The sequence below is a fragment of the Gemmobacter nectariphilus DSM 15620 genome (genome assembly GCF_000429765.1).
GTDB lineage: Bacteria > Pseudomonadota > Alphaproteobacteria > Rhodobacterales > Rhodobacteraceae > Wagnerdoeblera > Wagnerdoeblera nectariphila.
In genome coordinates this window covers 557,990-576,128 of the sequence record NZ_AUCM01000003.1, presented here as the reverse complement: position 1 = coordinate 576,128, position 18,139 = coordinate 557,990, and the positions used below count along the sequence as shown (strand labels likewise).

The window sequence follows — 18,139 nt, the reverse complement described above, 5'->3', positions numbered from 1 at the left end:
TGCCCCGGCGGCCGCGCGGCTGCAACCGGGCACCGCTGCGGCTGCGGCGCTCGGGCGCGGGCAGGTGGCGCAATCGTGTTCGGGCGAAATCCGCCAGCGGGCGCAGGCGGCCTTTCCAGCGCTGGCAAGCGTGGTTATGATGCGCCGCGATGTGGCCCCTGAGGGGGGCACGCCAAGAATGGGGCAGCGGGCGGCCGGGCAGGGTCGACCCGAACGGCAGGCGGGGCTGGGGCCTTGCCAAGGGGGCAGGATGACGAACGGGCGCAAGACCCTGATCCGGGTGCTGGCGGCAGGCGCGGTGCTGACGCTTGCAGGCTGCGACGGCGGGATGCCGCTGTTTGCAAAGAAACCGGCCGAGGACGTCGCGGCAGAGGCCGCGGTTCCGGCAGGGACCACGCGCCTTGTGGAACGCGATGTCGAGGCGCCGGATGTGTTCAATGTCTCGGAATCCGGGCTTTGGGACGGGCGCCCCTCGCTGGGCGGGGTCTGGGTGGCCTATCCGACCGTGAAAGACCCCGAACGCGTGATCATCCGCAACCCGGCGAACGGCAAGTTCGTGATCGGCGCGCTGTTCCGGCGCGAGCGGGAAATGCCGGGGCCGAAGCTTCAGGTTTCCTCCGATGCGGCGGCGGCGCTGGGGCTGCTGGCGGGTCAGCCGGGCAAGCTGGACGTGACGGCGCTACGCCGCGAAGAAGTGGCCGAGGAACCGGCGCTGCCGCCTGCCAAGCCGGTGCTGGATGCGCCGGAAACCATAGCAACCGAAACGCTGGATGCGCTGAAGACCGCGCCGAGCGCGCCGGCCGTCAAGCCGGCCGAACCCGCGCAGGGCGCGCAGCCCGCAGCCAAGCCCGAGACCGCGAAGCCCGCGGCTGCCAAACCCGCAGCCGGTGGGCGCACCCTGATCCAGATCGGGATTTTCAGCGTCGAGGCAAACGCCAAGGGCGCCGCCGCGCAGCTGACCAAGGCCGGCGCGCAGACCCAGATCAAGAAAGAGGAAAGCCAGGGCAAGACCTTCTGGCGCGTGCTGGCCGGGCCGGCCGCCGATGTCGCCGGGCGCGATGCGCTGATGGCCAAGGTCAAGGGCGCTGGCTTCAAGGATGCCTATTTCGTCTCGCGCTAAGGCGCGGGGCGGGGCGAGAGACCAAGGAAAGGACGCTGCGATGCTGCATGATCGGCGGCTGACCCGAACGATGCTGGCCCTGGGGCTGGCGCTGCTGACTGCGCTGCCCGTGCAGGCCTTCGAGACGCGCGCGCGCGCAGCCTGGGTCTATGACATGACGACCGCGTCGGTGCTCTTGGAAAAGGACGCCGACCTTGCGCTGCCGCCGGCCTCGATGTCCAAGCTGATGACGCTGCTGATGCTGTTCGAAGCCGTGCGCGATGGCCGGGTGACGATGGAGACGGAATTCACCGTCTCCTCGCGTGCCAAGGCGATGGGCGGCTCGACCATGTTCCTCAATGAGGGCGACCGGCCCACGGTGCGCGAGCTGATCCAGGGGATCATCGTCAATTCGGGCAATGATGCCTGCGTCGTCGTGGCCGAAGGGCTTGCCGGCAGCGAAGAGGCCTTTGCCCGTCTGGCCACCCAGCGCGCCCATGCGCTGGGGATGGCGAACACGACGCTGGCCAATGCCTCGGGCTGGCCCGATCCGCGCCATCGCATGTCGGTGCGCGACCTGGGGATCCTGGCCCGCCATCTGATCGAGGATTTCCCGCAGCACTACGAATTCTTCAGCCGCACCGAGTTCGATTACAAGAACCGCGCCCCGGCCAACAGCCGCAACCGCAACCCGCTGCTGGCGCTCAATGTCGGGGCGGACGGGCTGAAGACCGGCCATACCGAGGAAGCTGGCTATGGGCTGGTGGGATCGGCCATGCAGGGCGATCGGCGGGTGATCTTCGTGATCACCGGTCTTGCCAGCGATGTCGACCGGGCACAGGAATCGGAACGCATCGTCAACTGGGCGTTTCGCCAGTTCAGCCTGCGCACCATCGCACCCGCCGGCGTGAAGCTGGCCGATGCGCCGGTCTGGATGGGCGAGCAGCCTGTGGTCGGGCTGGTGCCCGAGCGCGAGGTCAAGGTGCTGGTGCCCTCGCTGCATGGCGATGGCGTGTCTGCGCGGGTCGACTGGCAGGGACCGCTTCAGGCGCCGCTGGCCGCCGGGCAGGCGGTGGGCGAGCTGGTCGTGACAGTGCCCGAGATGCCCGAGGTGCGGGTGCCCGTTCTGGTCGCCGCCGATGTGCCCCCTGCGGGGTTCCTGCGCCGGGTCGGCACCGCGGCGCGGGTGCTGGCCGGGCGCGCCTCGTCCTTGCTGGCGTTCTAGCGGCGGGCCGGGCAGGGGGCCGTCTGCCCCCTCTGCGCGCCAGGGCGCGCATTCACCCCCGAGGATATTTGGATCAAGGCGAAAGGCGGCAGCTTGCAGGGGCGTTTCCTGAGTTTCGAAGGGATCGACGGGTCGGGCAAGTCGACCCAGGCGCGGCTGCTGGCCGAGGCCTTGCGCCAGGCTGGCCATGAGGTGGTGCTGACCCGCGAGCCGGGCGGCAGCCCCGGCGCCGAGGAAATCCGCCGGCTGGTGCTGGAGGGCGATCCGGCCCGCTGGTCGCCCGAGACCGAGGCGCTGCTGTTCACCGCCGCGCGGCGCGATCATCTGGAGCGCACGATCCGCCCGGCGCTGGCGCGCGGTGCGGTGGTGATCTGTGATCGCTTCGCCGATTCAACCCGCGTCTATCAGGGCGTCACGCGCGGCGATCTGCGCGATTTGGTCGATGCCTTGCACAATCTGGTGATCGAGGTCGAGCCCGACCTGACGCTTTTGATCGACATCGACCCGGCCGAGGGGCTGGGCCGGGCCAAGGCGCGGGCGGGGGCCGAGCAGCGCTTTGAGGACATGGGATTGGGAATGCAGGAACGGATGCGGGCCGCCTTTCTGGCGCTGGCCGCTGCGGCGCCCGGGCGGTTCCGGGTGATCGACGGTGCCGGGCGCCCCGAGACGGTCGCCGCGCGTGTGATGTCAGCCGTGCAGGCAGGCTAGCGGCGCGCGTCTTGGGCGCCTATATTGGCGCAACCCTTGGGAGGATCCGATGTCGCTGTTCACCCGCAAGCCCTTGACCATGATTTCTGCCGCCGAGGCGCTGCCGGGCCGCCCCGTCCCGATCCCGACCGCCGAGCGGCATTTCCTGTCGGGCATCCCGCTGAAATCCCCGGTGCCCGACGGCATGGCCGAGGCGACGTTCGGCATGGGCTGTTTCTGGGGCGTCGAGCGGTTGTTCTGGCAGGTGCCGGGCGTCTGGCTGACCATGGCGGGCTATGCGGCGGGTCACACCCCGAACCCGACCTATCAAGAGGTCTGCACCGGCCTGACCGGCCATAACGAGGTGGTGCGGGTGATCTACGATCCGGCGGTGGTGTCCTATGAGGGGCTGCTGCGCGCCTTCTGGGAAAACCACGATCCCACGCAAGGCATGCGGCAGGGCAACGATATCGGCACCCAGTATCGCAGCGGGATCTATACCTATGGCCCTGCTCAGCAAGACGTGGCCGAGGCCAGCCGCGCGCTGTTCCAGCATCGCCTGATGCGGGCCGGGCGCGGTGTCGTCAGCACCGAAATCCTGCCGGCCCCGGCCTTTTACTATGCCGAGGATTACCATCAGCAATATCTGGCCAAGAACCCCGGCGGCTATTGCGGGCTGGCGGGCACCGGGGTCAGCTGCCCGATCGGGCTGGGCGTCTGACTCTTGCCATGTCGCAGACGCGCCGGTTCGATCTGATCGTGATCGGCGCGGGTCCGGCCGGATCTGCGGCGGCGCTGGTGGCGGCGCAGGGCGGGCTGTCGGTCGCGCTGGTGGATCGTGCAGCCTTTCCGCGGGACAAGCTGTGCGGCGGCGGCATATCGGGCCGGGCGCAGGGCCATCTGGACCGCGTGTTTGGCGCCTTGCCGGGTGGCCTTTTGCATCCGGTCAGCCAGATCCGGCTGCGCCATCGCGGCGCCGATCTGGGTGTGCAGATTTGCGATCCGCCCTTTCACACCACGATGCGCCGCGCCTTCGATGCAGTTCTGGCTGGCCGTGCGCTGGGGGCCGGGGCGGCCGATCATACCGGCCAGCGCGTGCGCGGGATTGACCCCGACGCAGCCGCAATCACCCTGACCTGCGGCACGCAGCTTGAGGCGCCGCTGCTGATCGGCGCCGATGGGGTCAACAGCATCGTCGCGCGGCGCCTTTGGGGGCGGGCGCATGATCCGGCCCGCATCGCCTTTGCGCTCGAGGTCGAGGCACCTGCACCGCCCGGCCCCGAGGTGCTGGAGATCGACCTGGGCGCAGCGCATTGGGGCTATGGCTGGTCCTTTCCCAAGGCGGGCGGGCTCACGCTGGGGGTGGGCGGGCTGGCCGCGCGCAATCCCGCGCTTGGTGCCAGCATGGCCGATTACCTTGCGCGCGCCGGGGCGCCTGACGGGCTGCGGATCCGGGGCCATCACCTGCCCTTTGGCGACTTTCCGGCGATCGCGGGCGAAGGGCGGGTTCTGCTGGCAGGCGATGCGGCCGGGCTGGTCGATCCGATCACCGGCGAGGGGATCGGCTGGGCTGTGCATTCTGGCGCGCTCGCCGGTGCAGCAGCGGTGCGGGCGCTGGCCGAGGATGCGCCGGGGGCGGCGCTGCGCCACTACATGGCAGGGCTTGCGCCGGTTCATGCCGAACTGCGCCGGGCGCGTATGCTGCGGCGCCTGATCTATGCAAGGCCGCTTCAGGGCCGGTTTGCCCGCGCCATCGCCCGCAATGCGGCGATCCAGCGCCGCTATGTCCAGCTGCTTCAGGGCGAACGCGACTATGCCGACCTGGGCGCAGGATCGGTCCTGCGTCTGCTGCGCCGGCTTGTCCTTCCTGCCCTTGACCCGTTGGGGCCTCGCCGCTAAGCCCCACCCAAGGCTGCTTCGCCTTGAAGCAAATATCCTGCGGGGGGTCCGGGGGGCGCAAAGCCCCCCGGCGCATCCATCCCGCGACCCCGCAAAGGACGACGCCATGACCACCTATTCCGCCCTGACGACCCTGCCGGGCCAGGACACTGCCGAAGCCCTGGCCGAAGCGATGGAGAACATGTCGCCCGAACCCTATGGCGTCGGCGTCTTTGAAATCGAGGATGGCTCGGGCCTGTGGGAGGTCGGCGGCTATTTCCTTGAACAGCCCGATGATGCGGTGCTTCTGCTGCTGTCCACCGCCTTTGGCGCCAAGCCCTTTGTCGTCTCGGAACTGCCTGATATCGACTGGGTCGCCAAGGTGCGCCGCGATCTGGCCCCGGTCGAGGCCGGGCGGTTCTGGCTCTATGGCAGCCACGATGCCGACAAGGTGCCTGCGGGTGTCGTGCCGCTGCAGATCGAGGCGACGGTTGCCTTTGGCACCGGCCACCATGGCACCACGCTGGGCTGCCTGCGGGCGGTCGACCGGCTGGAGGCAGGCGGGCTGACCTGCCAGAACGTGGCCGATATCGGCTCTGGCACCGGCGTTCTGGCGATGGCCGCCGCGCGGCTCTGGCCCGATGCCCAGGTGATCGCCTCGGACATCGACCAGGTGGCGGTGGATGTCGCCATCGCCAATGCCGAAATCAACGATCTGACCGACCGGGTGCCCTGCGTCGAGGCGGCGGGCTTTGATCACCCGGATCTGGCGGCCCGCGCGCCCTATGACCTGATCTTTGCCAATATCCTTAAGGGGCCGCTGATCGAACTGGCGCCTGACATGGCCGCCCATGCGGCGCCGGGCGGGCATCTGATCCTGTCGGGCCTGCTGGTCGTTCAGGCCGAAGATGTGCTGGCGGCCTATGTCAAGGCGGGCTTCACGCTGGTTGACCGCGAGGACATCGGCGAATGGTCCACGCTGGTGCTGCGCAAGGGCTGACCGGGCGGTCAGGGCACTTGGCTGCGGGGCAACAGTCTGTTTCCCGCAGGCCGGTTCCCTTGCCACGATCTTGCCGCAATCCGGGCTGAAAATCGCTCGGGTGTGGGGGCCGTGACGAGGTGCTAGGTCCATGGCCGATCAGAATTTGCTCGATTTCAACAAGCGCGTGACCCGGATCCGCAAGGCGCATGTCGATGGCTTCGGGTTCGAGGCGGTCGGAACGCTGGGCCGATCGTCCTATCGACCGCGCAGGCGCCTGCGTTTGCCGGTGACCGGCCCCGTGTTGGTCGTGGTGTCGGTGACGGTGATCCTCAAGGCTGCCATCCTCGCGCAGCTTGGGGGCGATCACTACCAGTCCAAGGTGGATCGCCTGTGGTCTGGCAATCTGCTGGAACAGGCCGGGGCGGTGCTGATGCAGCCCGATCCGCTGACGCTATGGGTTGCGGACAGGCTGTCCCCGCTGGTCTGACGCAATCCGGGGTCGCTGAAAAAGGCAAAGGCCGCCGGGGGCAACCCCTGCGGCCTGTCCTTTGTCCGGCGCTGGCCGGTGGTCCGGCTTAGTTGGCGCGGGCCGAGATCGACTCGATGTCGCCGCGGCACAGCCCGATGTCGTCCAGCTCACGATCCGAGAGCTTCGACAGGGCGTTGCGGGTCACGCGGGCATCATTCCATGCGGCAACAGCAGCCACGATGGAGACAACGAGGGAGCTCAGCCGGCCGCCGAAGAAGCCCTGAGCCGGGCGGGTGGTTTCGAAAGTGGCCATGACGAGTGTCCTTCACATACTGCCTGTTTGAAAAGCATTTCGCTTTCTGACGTGCCAGATAGATGTGCTGCAGGTGCAAAACAACCCGCAGTTCGGCAATTCCGTCTTGCGCCTGCCGCATGGCTCGCGCAGCGCGATTCGTGCAGCAAAACAAGGGGGATTCGCAAGGGACGCAGGGCGGGTGGCTCACCCTTGCGTGAATGCTGCGATGCAGAATGTGCGATCTGCCCGGCAAAGCGGCTGGCGCGTGTTCTCTTTTCGTGCTAGTGGGCGAAACGTGGGCAGGAAGCAACAGCAGGCGGTGCAGACGAATGCGGGTGGTCGGAATCGACCCGGGGCTGCGGAACCTCGGCTGGGGCATCATCGACGTGGACGGCAGCCGCCTGACCCATGTTGCCAACGGTATCTGCCATTCGGATTCGGGGGAACTGGCCGCACGGCTGCTGTCGCTGCACAGCCAGTTGACCGCGGTGCTGCATGAATTCCGCCCCGAGGCGGCCGCGGTCGAACATACCTTCGTCAACAAGGACGCGGTGGCCACGCTGAAACTGGGGCAGGCGCGCGGGATTGCGCTGCTGGTTCCGGCGCAGGCGGGGCTCGAGGTGGGCGAATACGCCCCGAACGCGGTGAAAAAGACCGTCGTGGGCGTGGGCCATGCGGCCAAGGTGCAGGTCGATCACATGGTGCGCCTGCATCTGCCCGGGGTGCGGATCGCAGGGCCGGATGCGGCTGACGCTTTGGCGGTGGCAATCTGCCACGCGCATCATGTGCAATCGTCGGGCCGCTTGCAGGCCGCGCTGAAAAGGGCCGCAGGATGATCGGGAAACTTTCGGGCATCGTCGACTGGAAGGGGGACGGGCTGGTGATCCTGGATGTGCGCGGGGTCGGCTATGAGGTGATGGTCTCGGACCGCACGCTGGCCGCGCTGCCGCCGCCGGGACAGGCGGCCGCGCTCTACACGGAAATCGTGGTGCGCGAGGATCTGTTGCAGCTGATCGGCTTTCCTTCGCTTTTGGACCGGGAATGGCATCGCCTGCTGACCACCGTGCAAGGGGTGGGCGCCAAGGCGGCGCTGGCCATCCTGGGCACGCTGGGGCCGGACGGGGTGGCACGCGCGATCGCGCTGGGGGATGCCCGCGCGATCCAGGCGGCGCCCGGCGTTGGCCCCAAGATCGCGCAGCGCGTGGCGATGGAGCTGAAATCCAAGGCGCCGATGCTGATGGCCCAAGGCGGGCGCATGGCGGCCCCGGCCAGCGGGGACGATGTGGTGATCGAGCCGGCCGAGACCCCGAAAGCCGTCACGCGCAAGCCCAAGGCCCCGCCGCCGCCCGATCCGGCCGCGATGGCCAGTTCCGATGCACTGTCGGCGCTGCTGAACCTTGGCTATGCGCAAGGCGATGCGGCAGCGGCGGTTGCCCAGGCGGCCTGCGAAGGTGCGGCAAGCGATCCGGCCACCCTGATCCGCGCGGCGCTGAAACTGCTTCAGCCCAAGGGCTGATCGCGGGCGCCAAGGCGCGCGGGGGAGGCCCCCCGCGACCCCCCTCTTGCCCCGGTCGCGAGGCTTGCCCATATCGCTGGGACGATGGAGGTGCAGATGGGCGGATATGCAAAGACAGCTCTGCTGATGGCGGCGATGACGGCCCTGTTCATGGGGCTGGGCGCGCTGATCGGCGGAAGTCAGGGGGCGATGATCGCGCTGGCGGTGGCGGCGGGCATGAACCTGATCGGCTACTGGAATGCCGACAAGGCGGTCCTGTCGATGGCCGGCGCCCGCGCGGTTGATGAACGGTCCGCCCCGGATTTCGTGCGGCTGGTGCATGAGCTGGCCGATGGCGCGGGAATGCCGCGCCCCAAGGTCTATGTGATCGAGACCGACCAGCCCAATGCCTTTGCCACTGGCCGCAACCCGGAAAACGCCGCCGTTGCCGCGACCACGGGCCTTTTGCGCGCCATGAGCCGCGAGGAAATCGCAGCGGTGATGGCGCATGAGCTGGCGCATATCCGCAACCGCGACACGCTGATCATGACGATCACCGCGACCATGGCGGGCGCCATTTCCATGCTGGCGAACTTTGCCCTTTTCTTTGGCGGCAGCGACCGCGATCGGCCGGGCGGCGCCATCGGGGCGATCCTGATGATGATCCTGGCGCCGCTGGCGGCCGCCTTGGTGCAGATGGCGATCTCGCGTTCGCGCGAATATGAGGCGGACCGGGTCGGCGCGCAGATCTGCGGCCATCCGCTGTGGCTCGCCTCGGCGCTGCAGCGCATCGAAGCGCTGGCGCAGCGCATCGACAATCCGGCAGCGGAACGCAACCCGGCGGTGGCGCATATGTTCATCATCAACCCGCTGCACGCCCATGCCCGCGACAAGCTGTTTTCCACCCACCCCAGCACGGCAAACCGGGTCGCCGCGCTGGAGGCGATGGCAGGCGCGGCCTCGCCGGCTGCGGCGCGGTCCTCCATTCCCAGGGTGGCCCGTCGGCGCGGGCCCTGGGCCTGAGGCGAGGCGGTGACCTGCTGACAGAATGCACAGGGGGCCAAAGCCTTGGCTGGCTTTGGCCCCCGATCATTCGATCCGGTGCAATCGGCCCTTACAGCCCGGCCTGAGCCGCAATCTCGCGCGCCGGCTTGCGGGCGCGTTCGGTGGCCGATTTCAGCTGGCCGCAGGCGGCCATGATGTCCTCGCCCCGCGGGGTGCGGATCGGGCTGGCATAGCCCGCCTTGTAGACGATGTCGGCAAAGGATTCGATCCGTTCCCAGTCCGACCGCTCATAGGGGGCGCCGGGCCATTCGTTGAACGGGATCAGGTTGATCTTGGCCGGGATCCCCGAGATCAGCCGGACCAGCCGCCGCGCATCGGCATCGCTGTCGTTCACGCCCTTGAGCATGACATATTCGAACGTGATCCGTTCCGAATTCGACAGGCGCGGATAGTCGCGCAGCGCGTTCAGAAGCGTCTCGATGTTCCACTTCTTGTTGATCGGCACCAGCTTGTCGCGCACCTCGTCGGTGGTGGCATGGAAGCTGATCGCCAGCTGGCAGCCGATTTCCTCGGCGCAGCGGGCGATTTCGGGCACGACGCCACTGGTCGACAGGGTGATGCGGCGGCGGCCAAGCGCGATGCCCTCGCCGTCCATCACGACCTTCATCGCGTCGCGCACATTGTCAAAGTTGTAAAGCGGCTCGCCCATGCCCATCAGCACGATGTTGCTGACCAGACGATCCCCCGTCGATCCTTCGCCCGGCTGCGGCCATTCGCCCAGATCGTCGCGCGCCAGCATGACCTGGCCGACGATTTCCCCGGCCGTCAGGTTGCGCACCAGCTTTTGCGTGCCGGTATGGCAGAAGGAACAGGTCAGCGTGCAGCCCACCTGGCTGGAGACGCACAGCGTGCCGCGGCCTTCCTCGGGGATATAGACGGCCTCGACCTCGTGCCCGCCGGCAATGCGCAGCAGGTATTTGCGCGTGCCATCGGCGCTGATCTGGCGGGTGACGATCTCGGGGACCGCGATTTCGAAATGCTCGGCCAGCAGGGCGCGGTAATCCTTGGCCAGATTGGTCATCAGCGCAAAGTCGCGCACGCCCCAGTGATAGACCCATTGCCAGATCTGCCCCAGCCGCATCTTGGCCTGCTTTTCCGGCGTGCCCGCTGCGATCAGCGCGGCGCGCAGCTGATCGCGCGTCAGGCCGACGATATTGGTGCGCCCGCCCTCTGGCAGCTTGCGCGCAATCGTCAGAACATCCTGCGTGATGGGGGCGGTCGGGGCGGTCATGGCGTAATCCTGTAGCTAAGCGGCCTTCATACACTGAAACGGGTTGTGTATGAAAGCCCCGTCGCGCATGGCACAGCTGCGCTGCCACGGGGTGTTAATATCTGACTATTTTGCTATGTAATTCCCGAATCGCTCGAACGACCGGAAGACCCATGACCCGATCCAGCCTTGTTTCGATCTGCACTGCCGCGCTGCTGGCCCTGACGCTGGCGGCCTCGGGGCAGGCGCAGCCTGCAGGCGCCCAGGACCCGGGTGCGGCGCCGCTGGCGGCAGGCGGTGCGGGAATGCCTGTCGCCCCGGCCGAGCCGCCTGCCGTCCCCAACGCCGCGCCGGTGACCGAGGCCAAGCCCGATGGCGCTGCCGGCCCCGAACCAGCGGCCATTCCCGAAGGGATCGCCGCGCCGCCGGTCCTGCAGGACTTCGCCGCACCGCAAGCCGTTCCGCAACCGCTGCCCAGCCCGCATGATCTGTCGCCCATGGGGATGTACGCGCAAGCCGACTGGGTGGTGAAATCGGTCATCCTGGTGCTGCTGGCCGCCTGTTTCCTGACCTGGACGGTCTGGCTGTTCAAGACGGTCGAAACCTTTGTCGCCCGTCGCCGTGCGCGGGGCGCAGCGCGGGTGCTGACCCGTGCCCGCAGCCTGGCCGAGGCAGCCCGCAGCCTGTCGGGCCGGCGCGATCCGGCAGCCTTCATGGCCCATGCGGTGCTCGAGGAATACAAGCTGTCGGATCCGGCCATCGACCCTTCGGGGCCGGACGGGGTGAAGGAACGCGCGGCCTCGCTGGTCGGGCGGGTCGAGGTGCAGGCGCTGGCCCGTCTGCGGCGCGGCATGGGGCTGCTGGCAACGGTCGGATCGGTCGCGCCCTTTGTCGGGCTGTTCGGCACGGTCTGGGGTATCATGAACGCCTTCATCGGCATTGCCGAGACGCAGACCACCAACCTGGCCGTGGTGGCCCCCGGCATTGCCGAGGCGTTGTTCGCCACTGCCATCGGCCTTGTAGCGGCCATTCCGGCGGTAGTGATCTATAATCACTTCACCCGCGCGATTGCCAGCTACAAGCAGGTGCTTGGCGATGCGGGGGCGGCGGTGCAACGGTTGCTCAGCCGTGATATCGACTTTCGCCATGTGACGGGGGCCTGAGCCATGGCCGGGGGCATCCGCGACAGTGGCGATGACGACGACCTGGCGGAAAGCCATGATATCAACGTCACGCCCTTTATCGACGTGATGCTGGTGCTGCTGATCATCTTCATGGTGGCAGCGCCCTTGTCGACGGTGGGGGTGCCGGTCAACCTGCCGAAATCGAACGCCAGCCCGACCGAGCGGGTCGAGGATCCGATCTACATCACCCTGCAACCCGATCTGACCGTGTCGCTGGGCGACGATGCGGTGGCGCGTGACCAGCTGGGCGCGCGGTTGCTGGCAGCGACAGGGGGCGATGTGGACAAGCGCCTCTATCTGCGCGCCGATGCGGCGGTGCCCTATGGCGAGCTGATGGGGCTGATGAACCTGATCCGCCGCGCGGGCTTTACCAAGGTCGCGCTGATCGGACTGGAGGCCAGCCCATGACCGACTGGGCCGAACAGATCGCGCGGGGCCGGGCCTGGCTCGAGACCGCGCTGTGGCTGCTGGCGGCGGCGATCATCGCGCTGATGATGTCGGGCGCCATGGCGCTGTCCTCGTGGCTGAGCGTGGCGATGGGGCGCGAGGTGGCGCCCTCGCAGGCGATGATCATCGACCTGACCGAGCTGCCGGTGACCGAGGCGGTGGCCGAGGATGCAGCCCCGCCAGCGCCACCTGCGGTCGATCAGATGGAAGAGACTGCACCGCAGGCCGAGCCCGACCCCGAACCGACCCCGGAGCCCGAGCCGGTGGTGGAACCAGTGCCCGAGCCGGTGGTCGAGCGGGTGCCAGAGCCCGTTGTCGAACCGTTGCCCGCGCCGGAACCGATGCCCGAACCCGAGCGGGTGGTTCAGCCATTGCCGGAACCCGAGCCGCTGCCCGAGCCGGAACCCGTGGCCGAGCCGATCCCGGAGCCCGAGCCGGCGAAGCTGCCGGAACCGGAGCCCGAGGTCGAACAGGTCGCGGCCATCCCCCGGATCCGCCCCGAACCGCGGCCAGAGCCGGAGAAGGTGGAAAAGCCAGAGCCGGTGAAAAAGGCCCCTGCGAAAAAGGCCGAGGCGCCGAAGAAAAAGCCCGACAGCCCCCGCACGGTTGCTGCCAGCGCGGCCAGCGCCGGGGGGGCTGCGACATCGGCCAGCGGCTCGGCCGGTGCCGATGCCATGGCGCGCTGGAAGCGGACGGTCTTTGGCCAGCTAAGCAAGCACATGCAGCGCGAGAGCTTTACCATGCGCGAGGCCAAGGCAACGTTGGAGATCCGGATTGATGGCGGCGGGCGCGTGACGGGTGTCTCGCTGACCTCGGGCACGGGGAACCCGTCGCTGGATTCCCGGATCGTCGCCCATGCGCGCACGCGGCAAAGCTTTGCTGCGCCGCCCGAGGGCAAGCCGCAAAGGCTGCTTGCCCCGATCACCTTGCGGCGATAGGCCCGATCGCCGGGCGCATGTCAGCGCCGCAAGATCGCCGGCCCGAGCAACAGGCATTCAGACGATCACCTCGGACGGATCACCGCATCCGGGCGCTGCGGCAGGCGATGCAGGCTGCAGGGCCGGGCGCAAAGCAAAAGGCCGCCCCTTGGGCGGCCCCTGATCATTCCTCACGTCCCGCGCTTATTTGCAGCGGTTTTCAGCCTCTTGCATCGCGGCGCTGAAGCCCATGAGCGAGAAGGTATCCTTGGTGTTGGTCCCGCGCGCGGATTCGCCGGTCACGATGGCCTCGCTGCCCTTTTTCATCGCGGCCAGCAGGGCGGCATCGTCATTGGCATTCGCTGGCCAGGCCCATTCGCCATCAGTGAACAGCGTGAACTTGTCAGAGCCGATTTCCACCGTCACCTGCGCGCCCTTGGCATAGCCATAGCCCGGCGTGAACGAGATTTCGCCCTTGGCGCCCTGGCCGGGGCGGAAGGTCACGAACAGCATGGTATCGCCGCGGCGCACCTGGGCTGGCTTGCCACCACGGGTGTTCACCGATTCCTTGGGCGCCGACACGCCCCAGCATTCCTTGGGGCTGTCCCAGACGCAAACGCTCCAGTCCGTCTTGGCCGATACGCATTTCGTCTGCTGCTGCGCCTGTGCCGCGCCGGCCATGAAGCCCATCGCCAGAACCGCACCCGCCAGCGCGCCCGCCATCCGTATCGTCATATGCCCAGAGCCTCCAGCCGTTCCCCGCTGCCGTCGTTCGACCGCTTCACTTGCGGCATGACCTTTTACTGTGGCAGCAGTCATTGCAACTCGATATGCCGTCTTCTAGCGCGAAACCGCCGGGTGGTTAAACCCCTTTGGGCGCAAAATCGCGCATCTGTTATGCGATCTGGGGACGGAGGGGTCGATGGGTGCGGTGCCGATGGTAGAGCTGTGGCGCGGTGGGCGGATGGAAAGCCGCCATCTGGGCCATGCGGTGGTCTGGCATGCGACGGGCGGTCTGGTGGAAAGCTGGGGCAACCCGGCCGAGGTGATCTTTCCGCGCTCGGCCTGCAAGATGCTTCAGGCGCTGCCGCTGATGGAAAGCGGCGCGGGGGCGGGGCTGCGGCCCGAACAGCTGGCGCTGGCCTGCGCCAGCCACCAGGGCGCGGCGCTGCATGTGGGGGCTGTCTCGCGCTGGCTGGCCGATCTGGGGATGGGCGAGGCTGACCTGCGCTGCGGGTGCCACGAACCCTCGGACCGTACCGAACGCGACCGCCTGATCCGCGCGAACGAGGCGCCGTGCCAGATCCACAACAACTGTTCGGGCAAGCATACCGGCTTTCTGATGCTGAACCGCCACCTTGGGGGCGATGCCGACTATGTCCAGCCCGATCATCCGGTGCAAAGGGCGGTGCGGCAGGCCTTTGAAGAGGTGACGGGCGAGACCAGCCCCGGCTATGGCATCGACGGCTGTTCGGCGCCGAACTTTGCCACCTCGCTTTCGGGGCTTGCGCGGGCAATGGCGGCCTTTGCCGGGGCCAGCGGCGAGGGCGATGCCCGCGACCGGGCGATGGTCGCGCTGCGCAATGCCATGGCTGCCCATCCCGACTATGTCGCTGGTGAGACCCGCGCCTGCACCGAGCTGATGCGGGCCATGGGGGGGCGCGTCGCGATCAAGACCGGGGCCGAGGCGGTGTTCGTCGCCATGATCCCCGAAAGGCAGATCGGCATCGCCCTGAAGATCGCTGATGGTGGCACCCGCGCCTCGGAGGCTGCGATCTGTGCGCTTCTGGTGCGCCTTGGCGTGCTGGAGGCCGACCACCCGGCCACGCGCAAGCGCCTGAATGCGGTGCAGACCAACTGGCGCGGGTTTGAAACCGGGATGGTGCAGCTGGCGCCGGGCTTTCCTGCCGGCTGAGGCGGCCAGACGGGCTTGCGGCGGGGCGGGCATTGGGGCCTTGTGGGCGGATGAAAGAATCGTCGCTGAACCGGCCCGTCGCGGGCGTGCTCTGGATGGTGCTGTCGGGCCTGTGTTTCGTGTCGGTGACCGGCGTTGTCCGGTTTCTGGGCACCGACCTGCCGGCACCGCAATCGGCCTTCCTGCGCTTTGGCTGGGCCTTTGTCTTCTTGCTGCCAACGCTGGTGCCGCTGATGCGCGCCGGGTTGCCGAAAGGGTCCTGGCCGCTGGTGGCCGGGCGCGGGCTGGTGCATTCGGCGGCGGTGATCTTCTGGTTCTACGCCATGGCGCGCATCCCGGTGGCCGAGGTGACGGCGATCGGCTTTCTCAACCCCGTGGTGGTCACGCTGGGCGCCGCGCTGTTCTTTGGCGAGCGACTGGCCCTGCGCCGGCTGAGCGCCATCGGCATTGCGATCATCGGGGCGCTGATCGTGCTGCGCCCCGGCTTTCGCGAGATCGGCGCGGGCCAGCTGTCGCAGGTCTGCGCGGCCTTCTGCTTTGGCGGCAGCTATCTGCTGGCCAAACGGCTCAGCGCCAGCCTGCCGGCCGGGGCGATCGTTGCGCTGATGTCGGCCTCGGTCACCATCGCGCTGCTGCCCATTGCGCTGGCGGTCTGGGTGCCGGTCAGCTGGGAACAGGTGGCATGGCTGGGGCTGGTGGCGGCCTTTGCGACGGCCGGACATTACTGCATGACGCGCGCCTTTGCGGTGGCGCAGATGTCGGTGACGCAGCCGGTGGTGTTCTTGCAGCTGGTCTGGGCAACGATCCTGGGGGCCGTCGCCTTTGGCGAGATGGTTGACCCCTATATCCTGCTGGGCGGTGCGCTGATCATTGCCGCGATCAGCTACATCACCCTGCGCGAGGCGCAGATCAAGCGTGCGGGCGTGACCCCGGCCTCGGGTGCGGGCAAGCTTTAGCGCACGCCCAGCCCCGCCCGCATCAAGGCGCGGCGCACCGGGGCGATGCCATATAGCGCGCCCAGAACCCCGGCGCGCAGATCGCGCAGGGGCTGAGGTTCCAGCATCGAGGCACGATTGAGCAGGTCGATCCCCCGCGCCCGCACCTGCACATCCAGATGGCGGCGCTTTTCATAGGCGGCCAGCATCTCGGCGCTGCCTAGCGCCTCGGGTGCCTTGGTCGCCAGATCCAGCAGGGCGCGCAGATCGGCAAGGCTCATGTTCAGCCCCTGCGCGCCGATCGGCGGCACGACATGCGCCGCCTCGGCGATCAGGGCAGTGTGCGGCGCGGTCAGCCGGTCGGCCGTCTGGCCAATGATCGGCCAGACCGCGCGGCGGCTGGCCAGCGTCAGCGGACCGAACAGCCCGCAGGACCGTTCTGTGATCGCGGCCTCGAATTCGGGGACGGGCAGGGCGGCCAGCCGCTCTGCCTCGGGGCCGCGTTCCATCCAGACGATGGCAGAGGCCGGGCGCCCGTCGCGGTCGGGCAGCGGCACCAGCGTGAACGGGCCGCCCGAGCGGTGAATTTCGGTGGACACATTGTCATGCGGCACCTGATGCGTGACAGCAAAGACCACCGCCTTCTGCCCATAACGCGTGGTCCGCACCCCGATGCCAAGCGCCTGGCGCACTGCCGACTGGCGCCCGTCCGCCGCGACCAGCAGCCGCGCGGCGACCTGCCCGCCATCCGACAGGCGCACCAGCGCGGCATCGTCGCGGGCGGTGACGCCAGCCGTCGCGGTGCCGGGGCGGAACTCGACATTCGGCAGCTCGGCCAGCCGCGCGACCATCTCGCGCCGCAAGAGCCAGTTGGGCAGGTTCCAGCCAAAGGGCTGGTCGGAAACGTCTGCTGCATCGAAATCGCGCACGATCCGCGCGACAGGCTCGCGCCCGCCAGCATCGACGATGCGCATCACCTGCAAGGGGGCCGCATGGGGCGCCAGCCGCGCCCAGAGGCCCGCCGCCTCAAGCACGGGGATCGAGGGCTGCAAGAACGCCGTGGTGCGGATGTCGGCGCCTTCAGCAGCCTCATCCGTCACCGGGGGGGCAGGATCGACGCACAGAACGCGGAACCCGGCCGCCCCAAAGGCGGCGGCGGCCGTCAGCCCGGCCACCCCGCCGCCCGAGATCAGAACATCCACCTGCTGCCGGTCCGTCATGGCCATGCCCCCTTTGATCTTGCCGCCAATCTAGGCGCAACCGGCGGCAAGGGAAATGGGCAGCGGTGCCGCAGCCTAGCCGCGCGTGATGGCGATCAGCAGCACGAACATCACGGGCACCATGGTCAGCGCTGCCATTGCCAGCACCGGCAGGCCCCATTGCACGGTGGCGATGATCAGCAGGCTGAGGATGCCGACGATCAGGTAGAACACCGAATCCGGCTCGCGCGCGATGTCGCGGGCGATGATGCCGATGATGGGCAGGCGATACAGAATGCCGGTCGGGGCGGGGGCGTCGGCAAGGGCCATGGCGGTCTCCTGGAGAAAAGATATGCCATGGATTTGGCTTTTCGCGGCCCGCTTGCCCATCGGGCAGGATGCCGCGCTGCGTCAGCCTGCCGCAGTCAGGATGCGGCCCAGAAAGGCGGTCAGATCGTCGGTATGGTGGTGGATATGATCGGCCGGGGCAGGGTGCGGGGCCACATGCACCGTCTGCATCCCCATCGCATGGGGGGCGGCCAGGTTGCGCGCATCATCCTCGAACATCGCGGCCCGGGTCGGGTCCAGCCCGTCAAGGCCAAAGATCGTCTCGAAGGCGGCGCGTTCGGGTTTGGGGCGAAAGCCGGCCTCGACCACGCCATAGACCGCATCGAACAGACCCGACAGCCCGCGCGCCTCCAGCACCCGCTGGGCATAGGGCGTCGTTGCGTTGGTATAGACGATGCGCCGCCCTGGCAGCGCCGCGATGCGCGCGGCCAGCAAGGGATCGGGGCGCAGCGCGTGCAGCTCGATCTCGTGGACCTCGTGCAGATAGGGGTCGGGGTCGATGCCATGCTCGGCCATCAGCCCGGCCAGCGTGGTGCCGTACTGCGCCCAGTAATGGGCCCGCAGCCGGTTCGCCTCGGCCGCATCGACCTTCAGCGCATCGGCCACCCAGGCGGTCATTCGTGCCTCGATCTGGTCGAAAAGCCGCGCCGAGGGCGGGTAAAGCGTGTTGTCCAGATCAAAGACCCAGGCAGAGACATGGCGAAAGGCGTGTGCTGACATGGCGGCAAGCTAGGTCGGGGCGGCCGGAATGGCAATGCTTTGCCTTGAACGGGGCGGCGGCTGGCGCTA

The 18,139-nt window shown here is 68.3% G+C and carries 21 protein-coding genes; 15 read left to right on the top strand and 6 right to left on the bottom strand.

Features of this window, described 5'->3' with window-relative positions; genetic code table 11:
• The first annotated feature begins 250 nt into the window (after positions 1 to 250).
• The 7 genes from G481_RS0102760 (at position 251) to G481_RS0102730 (ending at position 6,358) form a co-directional block, all read left to right on the top strand.
• Positions 251 to 1,120, top strand: a complete 870-nt coding sequence (locus G481_RS0102760) for an SPOR domain-containing protein (protein WP_028028641.1) — start codon at positions 251 to 253, stop codon at positions 1,118 to 1,120.
• A gap of 40 nt (positions 1,121 to 1,160) precedes the next feature.
• Positions 1,161 to 2,324 (top strand): D-alanyl-D-alanine carboxypeptidase family protein, encoded by a 1,164-nt coding sequence (locus tag G481_RS0102755; RefSeq protein WP_028028640.1) that lies wholly within the window; start codon positions 1,161 to 1,163, stop codon positions 2,322 to 2,324.
• A gap of 93 nt (positions 2,325 to 2,417) precedes the next feature.
• A complete protein-coding gene (gene tmk, locus G481_RS0102750; RefSeq protein WP_154664505.1) occupies positions 2,418 to 3,032 on the top strand; it encodes a dTMP kinase in 615 nt (204 codons plus the stop codon).
• A 49-nt stretch (positions 3,033 to 3,081) separates the two neighbouring features.
• The gene (gene msrA / locus G481_RS0102745; RefSeq protein WP_028028638.1) at positions 3,082 to 3,732 is read left to right on the top strand and encodes a peptide-methionine (S)-S-oxide reductase MsrA; all 651 of its coding nucleotides are present in this window, start codon (positions 3,082 to 3,084) and stop codon (positions 3,730 to 3,732) included.
• 8 nt (positions 3,733 to 3,740) lie between these two features.
• On the top strand, positions 3,741 to 4,910 hold the full coding sequence (locus tag G481_RS0102740; protein WP_035024964.1) for a geranylgeranyl reductase family protein: 1,170 nt from the start codon (positions 3,741 to 3,743) through the stop codon (positions 4,908 to 4,910).
• A 106-nt stretch (positions 4,911 to 5,016) separates the two neighbouring features.
• Positions 5,017 to 5,889, top strand: a complete 873-nt coding sequence (locus tag G481_RS0102735) for a 50S ribosomal protein L11 methyltransferase (RefSeq protein WP_028028636.1) — start codon at positions 5,017 to 5,019, stop codon at positions 5,887 to 5,889.
• A gap of 130 nt (positions 5,890 to 6,019) precedes the next feature.
• The gene (locus tag G481_RS0102730; protein ID WP_028028635.1) at positions 6,020 to 6,358 is read left to right on the top strand and encodes a hypothetical protein; all 339 of its coding nucleotides are present in this window, start codon (positions 6,020 to 6,022) and stop codon (positions 6,356 to 6,358) included.
• An 88-nt stretch (positions 6,359 to 6,446) separates the two neighbouring features.
• On the opposite strand, the gene G481_RS0102725 is transcribed toward G481_RS0102730, so the two are convergent.
• On the bottom strand, positions 6,447 to 6,653 hold the full coding sequence (locus tag G481_RS0102725) for a DUF1127 domain-containing protein (RefSeq protein ID WP_028028634.1): 207 nt from the start codon (positions 6,651 to 6,653) through the stop codon (positions 6,447 to 6,449).
• 311 nt (positions 6,654 to 6,964) lie between these two features.
• On the opposite strand from G481_RS0102725, the gene ruvC reads away from it, so the two are divergent.
• The 3 genes from ruvC (at position 6,965) to htpX (ending at position 9,153) form a co-directional block, all read left to right on the top strand.
• Positions 6,965 to 7,471, top strand: a complete 507-nt coding sequence (ruvC, locus tag G481_RS0102720; RefSeq protein ID WP_028028633.1) for a crossover junction endodeoxyribonuclease RuvC — start codon at positions 6,965 to 6,967, stop codon at positions 7,469 to 7,471.
• A complete protein-coding gene (gene ruvA / locus G481_RS0102715; protein WP_028028632.1) occupies positions 7,468 to 8,151 on the top strand; it encodes a Holliday junction branch migration protein RuvA in 684 nt (227 codons plus the stop codon). The genes ruvC and ruvA overlap by 4 nt, the downstream gene beginning before the upstream one ends.
• Positions 8,152 to 8,247: 96 nt before the next feature.
• The gene (gene htpX, locus G481_RS0102710; protein WP_035024812.1) at positions 8,248 to 9,153 is read left to right on the top strand and encodes a zinc metalloprotease HtpX; all 906 of its coding nucleotides are present in this window, start codon (positions 8,248 to 8,250) and stop codon (positions 9,151 to 9,153) included.
• A 91-nt stretch (positions 9,154 to 9,244) separates the two neighbouring features.
• On the opposite strand, the gene rlmN is transcribed toward htpX, so the two are convergent.
• Positions 9,245 to 10,426, bottom strand: a complete 1,182-nt coding sequence (gene rlmN / locus G481_RS0102705) for a dual-specificity RNA methyltransferase RlmN (RefSeq protein ID WP_028028630.1) — start codon at positions 10,424 to 10,426, stop codon at positions 9,245 to 9,247.
• Positions 10,427 to 10,578: 152 nt separating this feature from the next.
• On the opposite strand from rlmN, the gene exbB reads away from it, so the two are divergent.
• The 3 genes from exbB to G481_RS22665 are packed head-to-tail and all read left to right on the top strand — an operon-like array spanning position 10,579 to position 12,974.
• The gene (gene exbB / locus G481_RS22675) at positions 10,579 to 11,568 is read left to right on the top strand and encodes a tonB-system energizer ExbB (protein WP_051294254.1); all 990 of its coding nucleotides are present in this window, start codon (positions 10,579 to 10,581) and stop codon (positions 11,566 to 11,568) included.
• Between the two features lie 3 nt (positions 11,569 to 11,571).
• Positions 11,572 to 11,997 carry a TonB system transport protein ExbD gene (gene exbD / locus G481_RS22670; RefSeq protein ID WP_035024809.1) on the top strand — a complete coding sequence of 142 codons (426 nt, stop codon included), beginning with the start codon at positions 11,572 to 11,574 and terminating at the stop codon, positions 11,995 to 11,997.
• Positions 11,994 to 12,974 carry an energy transducer TonB family protein gene (locus G481_RS22665; RefSeq protein ID WP_035024806.1) on the top strand — a complete coding sequence of 327 codons (981 nt, stop codon included), beginning with the start codon at positions 11,994 to 11,996 and terminating at the stop codon, positions 12,972 to 12,974. Before exbD ends, G481_RS22665 begins: the two co-directional genes overlap by 4 nt.
• 183 nt (positions 12,975 to 13,157) lie before the next feature.
• Here the strand turns inward: G481_RS22665 and G481_RS0102685 are convergent, their stop codons facing one another.
• Positions 13,158 to 13,688, bottom strand: a complete 531-nt coding sequence (locus G481_RS0102685) for an invasion associated locus B family protein (RefSeq protein ID WP_028028629.1) — start codon at positions 13,686 to 13,688, stop codon at positions 13,158 to 13,160.
• A 187-nt stretch (positions 13,689 to 13,875) separates the two neighbouring features.
• Here G481_RS0102685 and G481_RS0102680 point away from each other — a divergent pair, with 187 nt between their 5' ends.
• A complete protein-coding gene (locus tag G481_RS0102680; protein ID WP_035024803.1) occupies positions 13,876 to 14,868 on the top strand; it encodes an asparaginase in 993 nt (330 codons plus the stop codon).
• 50 nt (positions 14,869 to 14,918) lie between these two features.
• Positions 14,919 to 15,824: a DMT family transporter gene (locus tag G481_RS0102675; RefSeq protein WP_028028627.1), complete on the top strand. Its 906-nt coding sequence runs from the start codon at positions 14,919 to 14,921 to the stop codon at positions 15,822 to 15,824.
• Here G481_RS0102675 and G481_RS0102670 read toward each other — a convergent pair.
• The 3 genes from G481_RS0102670 to G481_RS0102660 form a co-directional block, all read right to left on the bottom strand.
• On the bottom strand, positions 15,821 to 17,023 hold the full coding sequence (locus tag G481_RS0102670; RefSeq protein WP_028028626.1) for a UbiH/UbiF family hydroxylase: 1,203 nt from the start codon (positions 17,021 to 17,023) through the stop codon (positions 15,821 to 15,823). The genes G481_RS0102675 and G481_RS0102670 overlap by 4 nt on opposite strands.
• Before the next feature lie 75 nt (positions 17,024 to 17,098).
• Positions 17,099 to 17,332 carry a hypothetical protein gene (locus tag G481_RS0102665; RefSeq protein WP_028028625.1) on the bottom strand — a complete coding sequence of 78 codons (234 nt, stop codon included), beginning with the start codon at positions 17,330 to 17,332 and terminating at the stop codon, positions 17,099 to 17,101.
• Between the two features lie 81 nt (positions 17,333 to 17,413).
• Positions 17,414 to 18,070, bottom strand: coding sequence for a pyrimidine 5'-nucleotidase (locus G481_RS0102660; RefSeq protein WP_028028624.1), 657 nt, complete (start codon positions 18,068 to 18,070; stop codon positions 17,414 to 17,416).
• Positions 18,071 to 18,139: the final 69 nt, after the last annotated feature.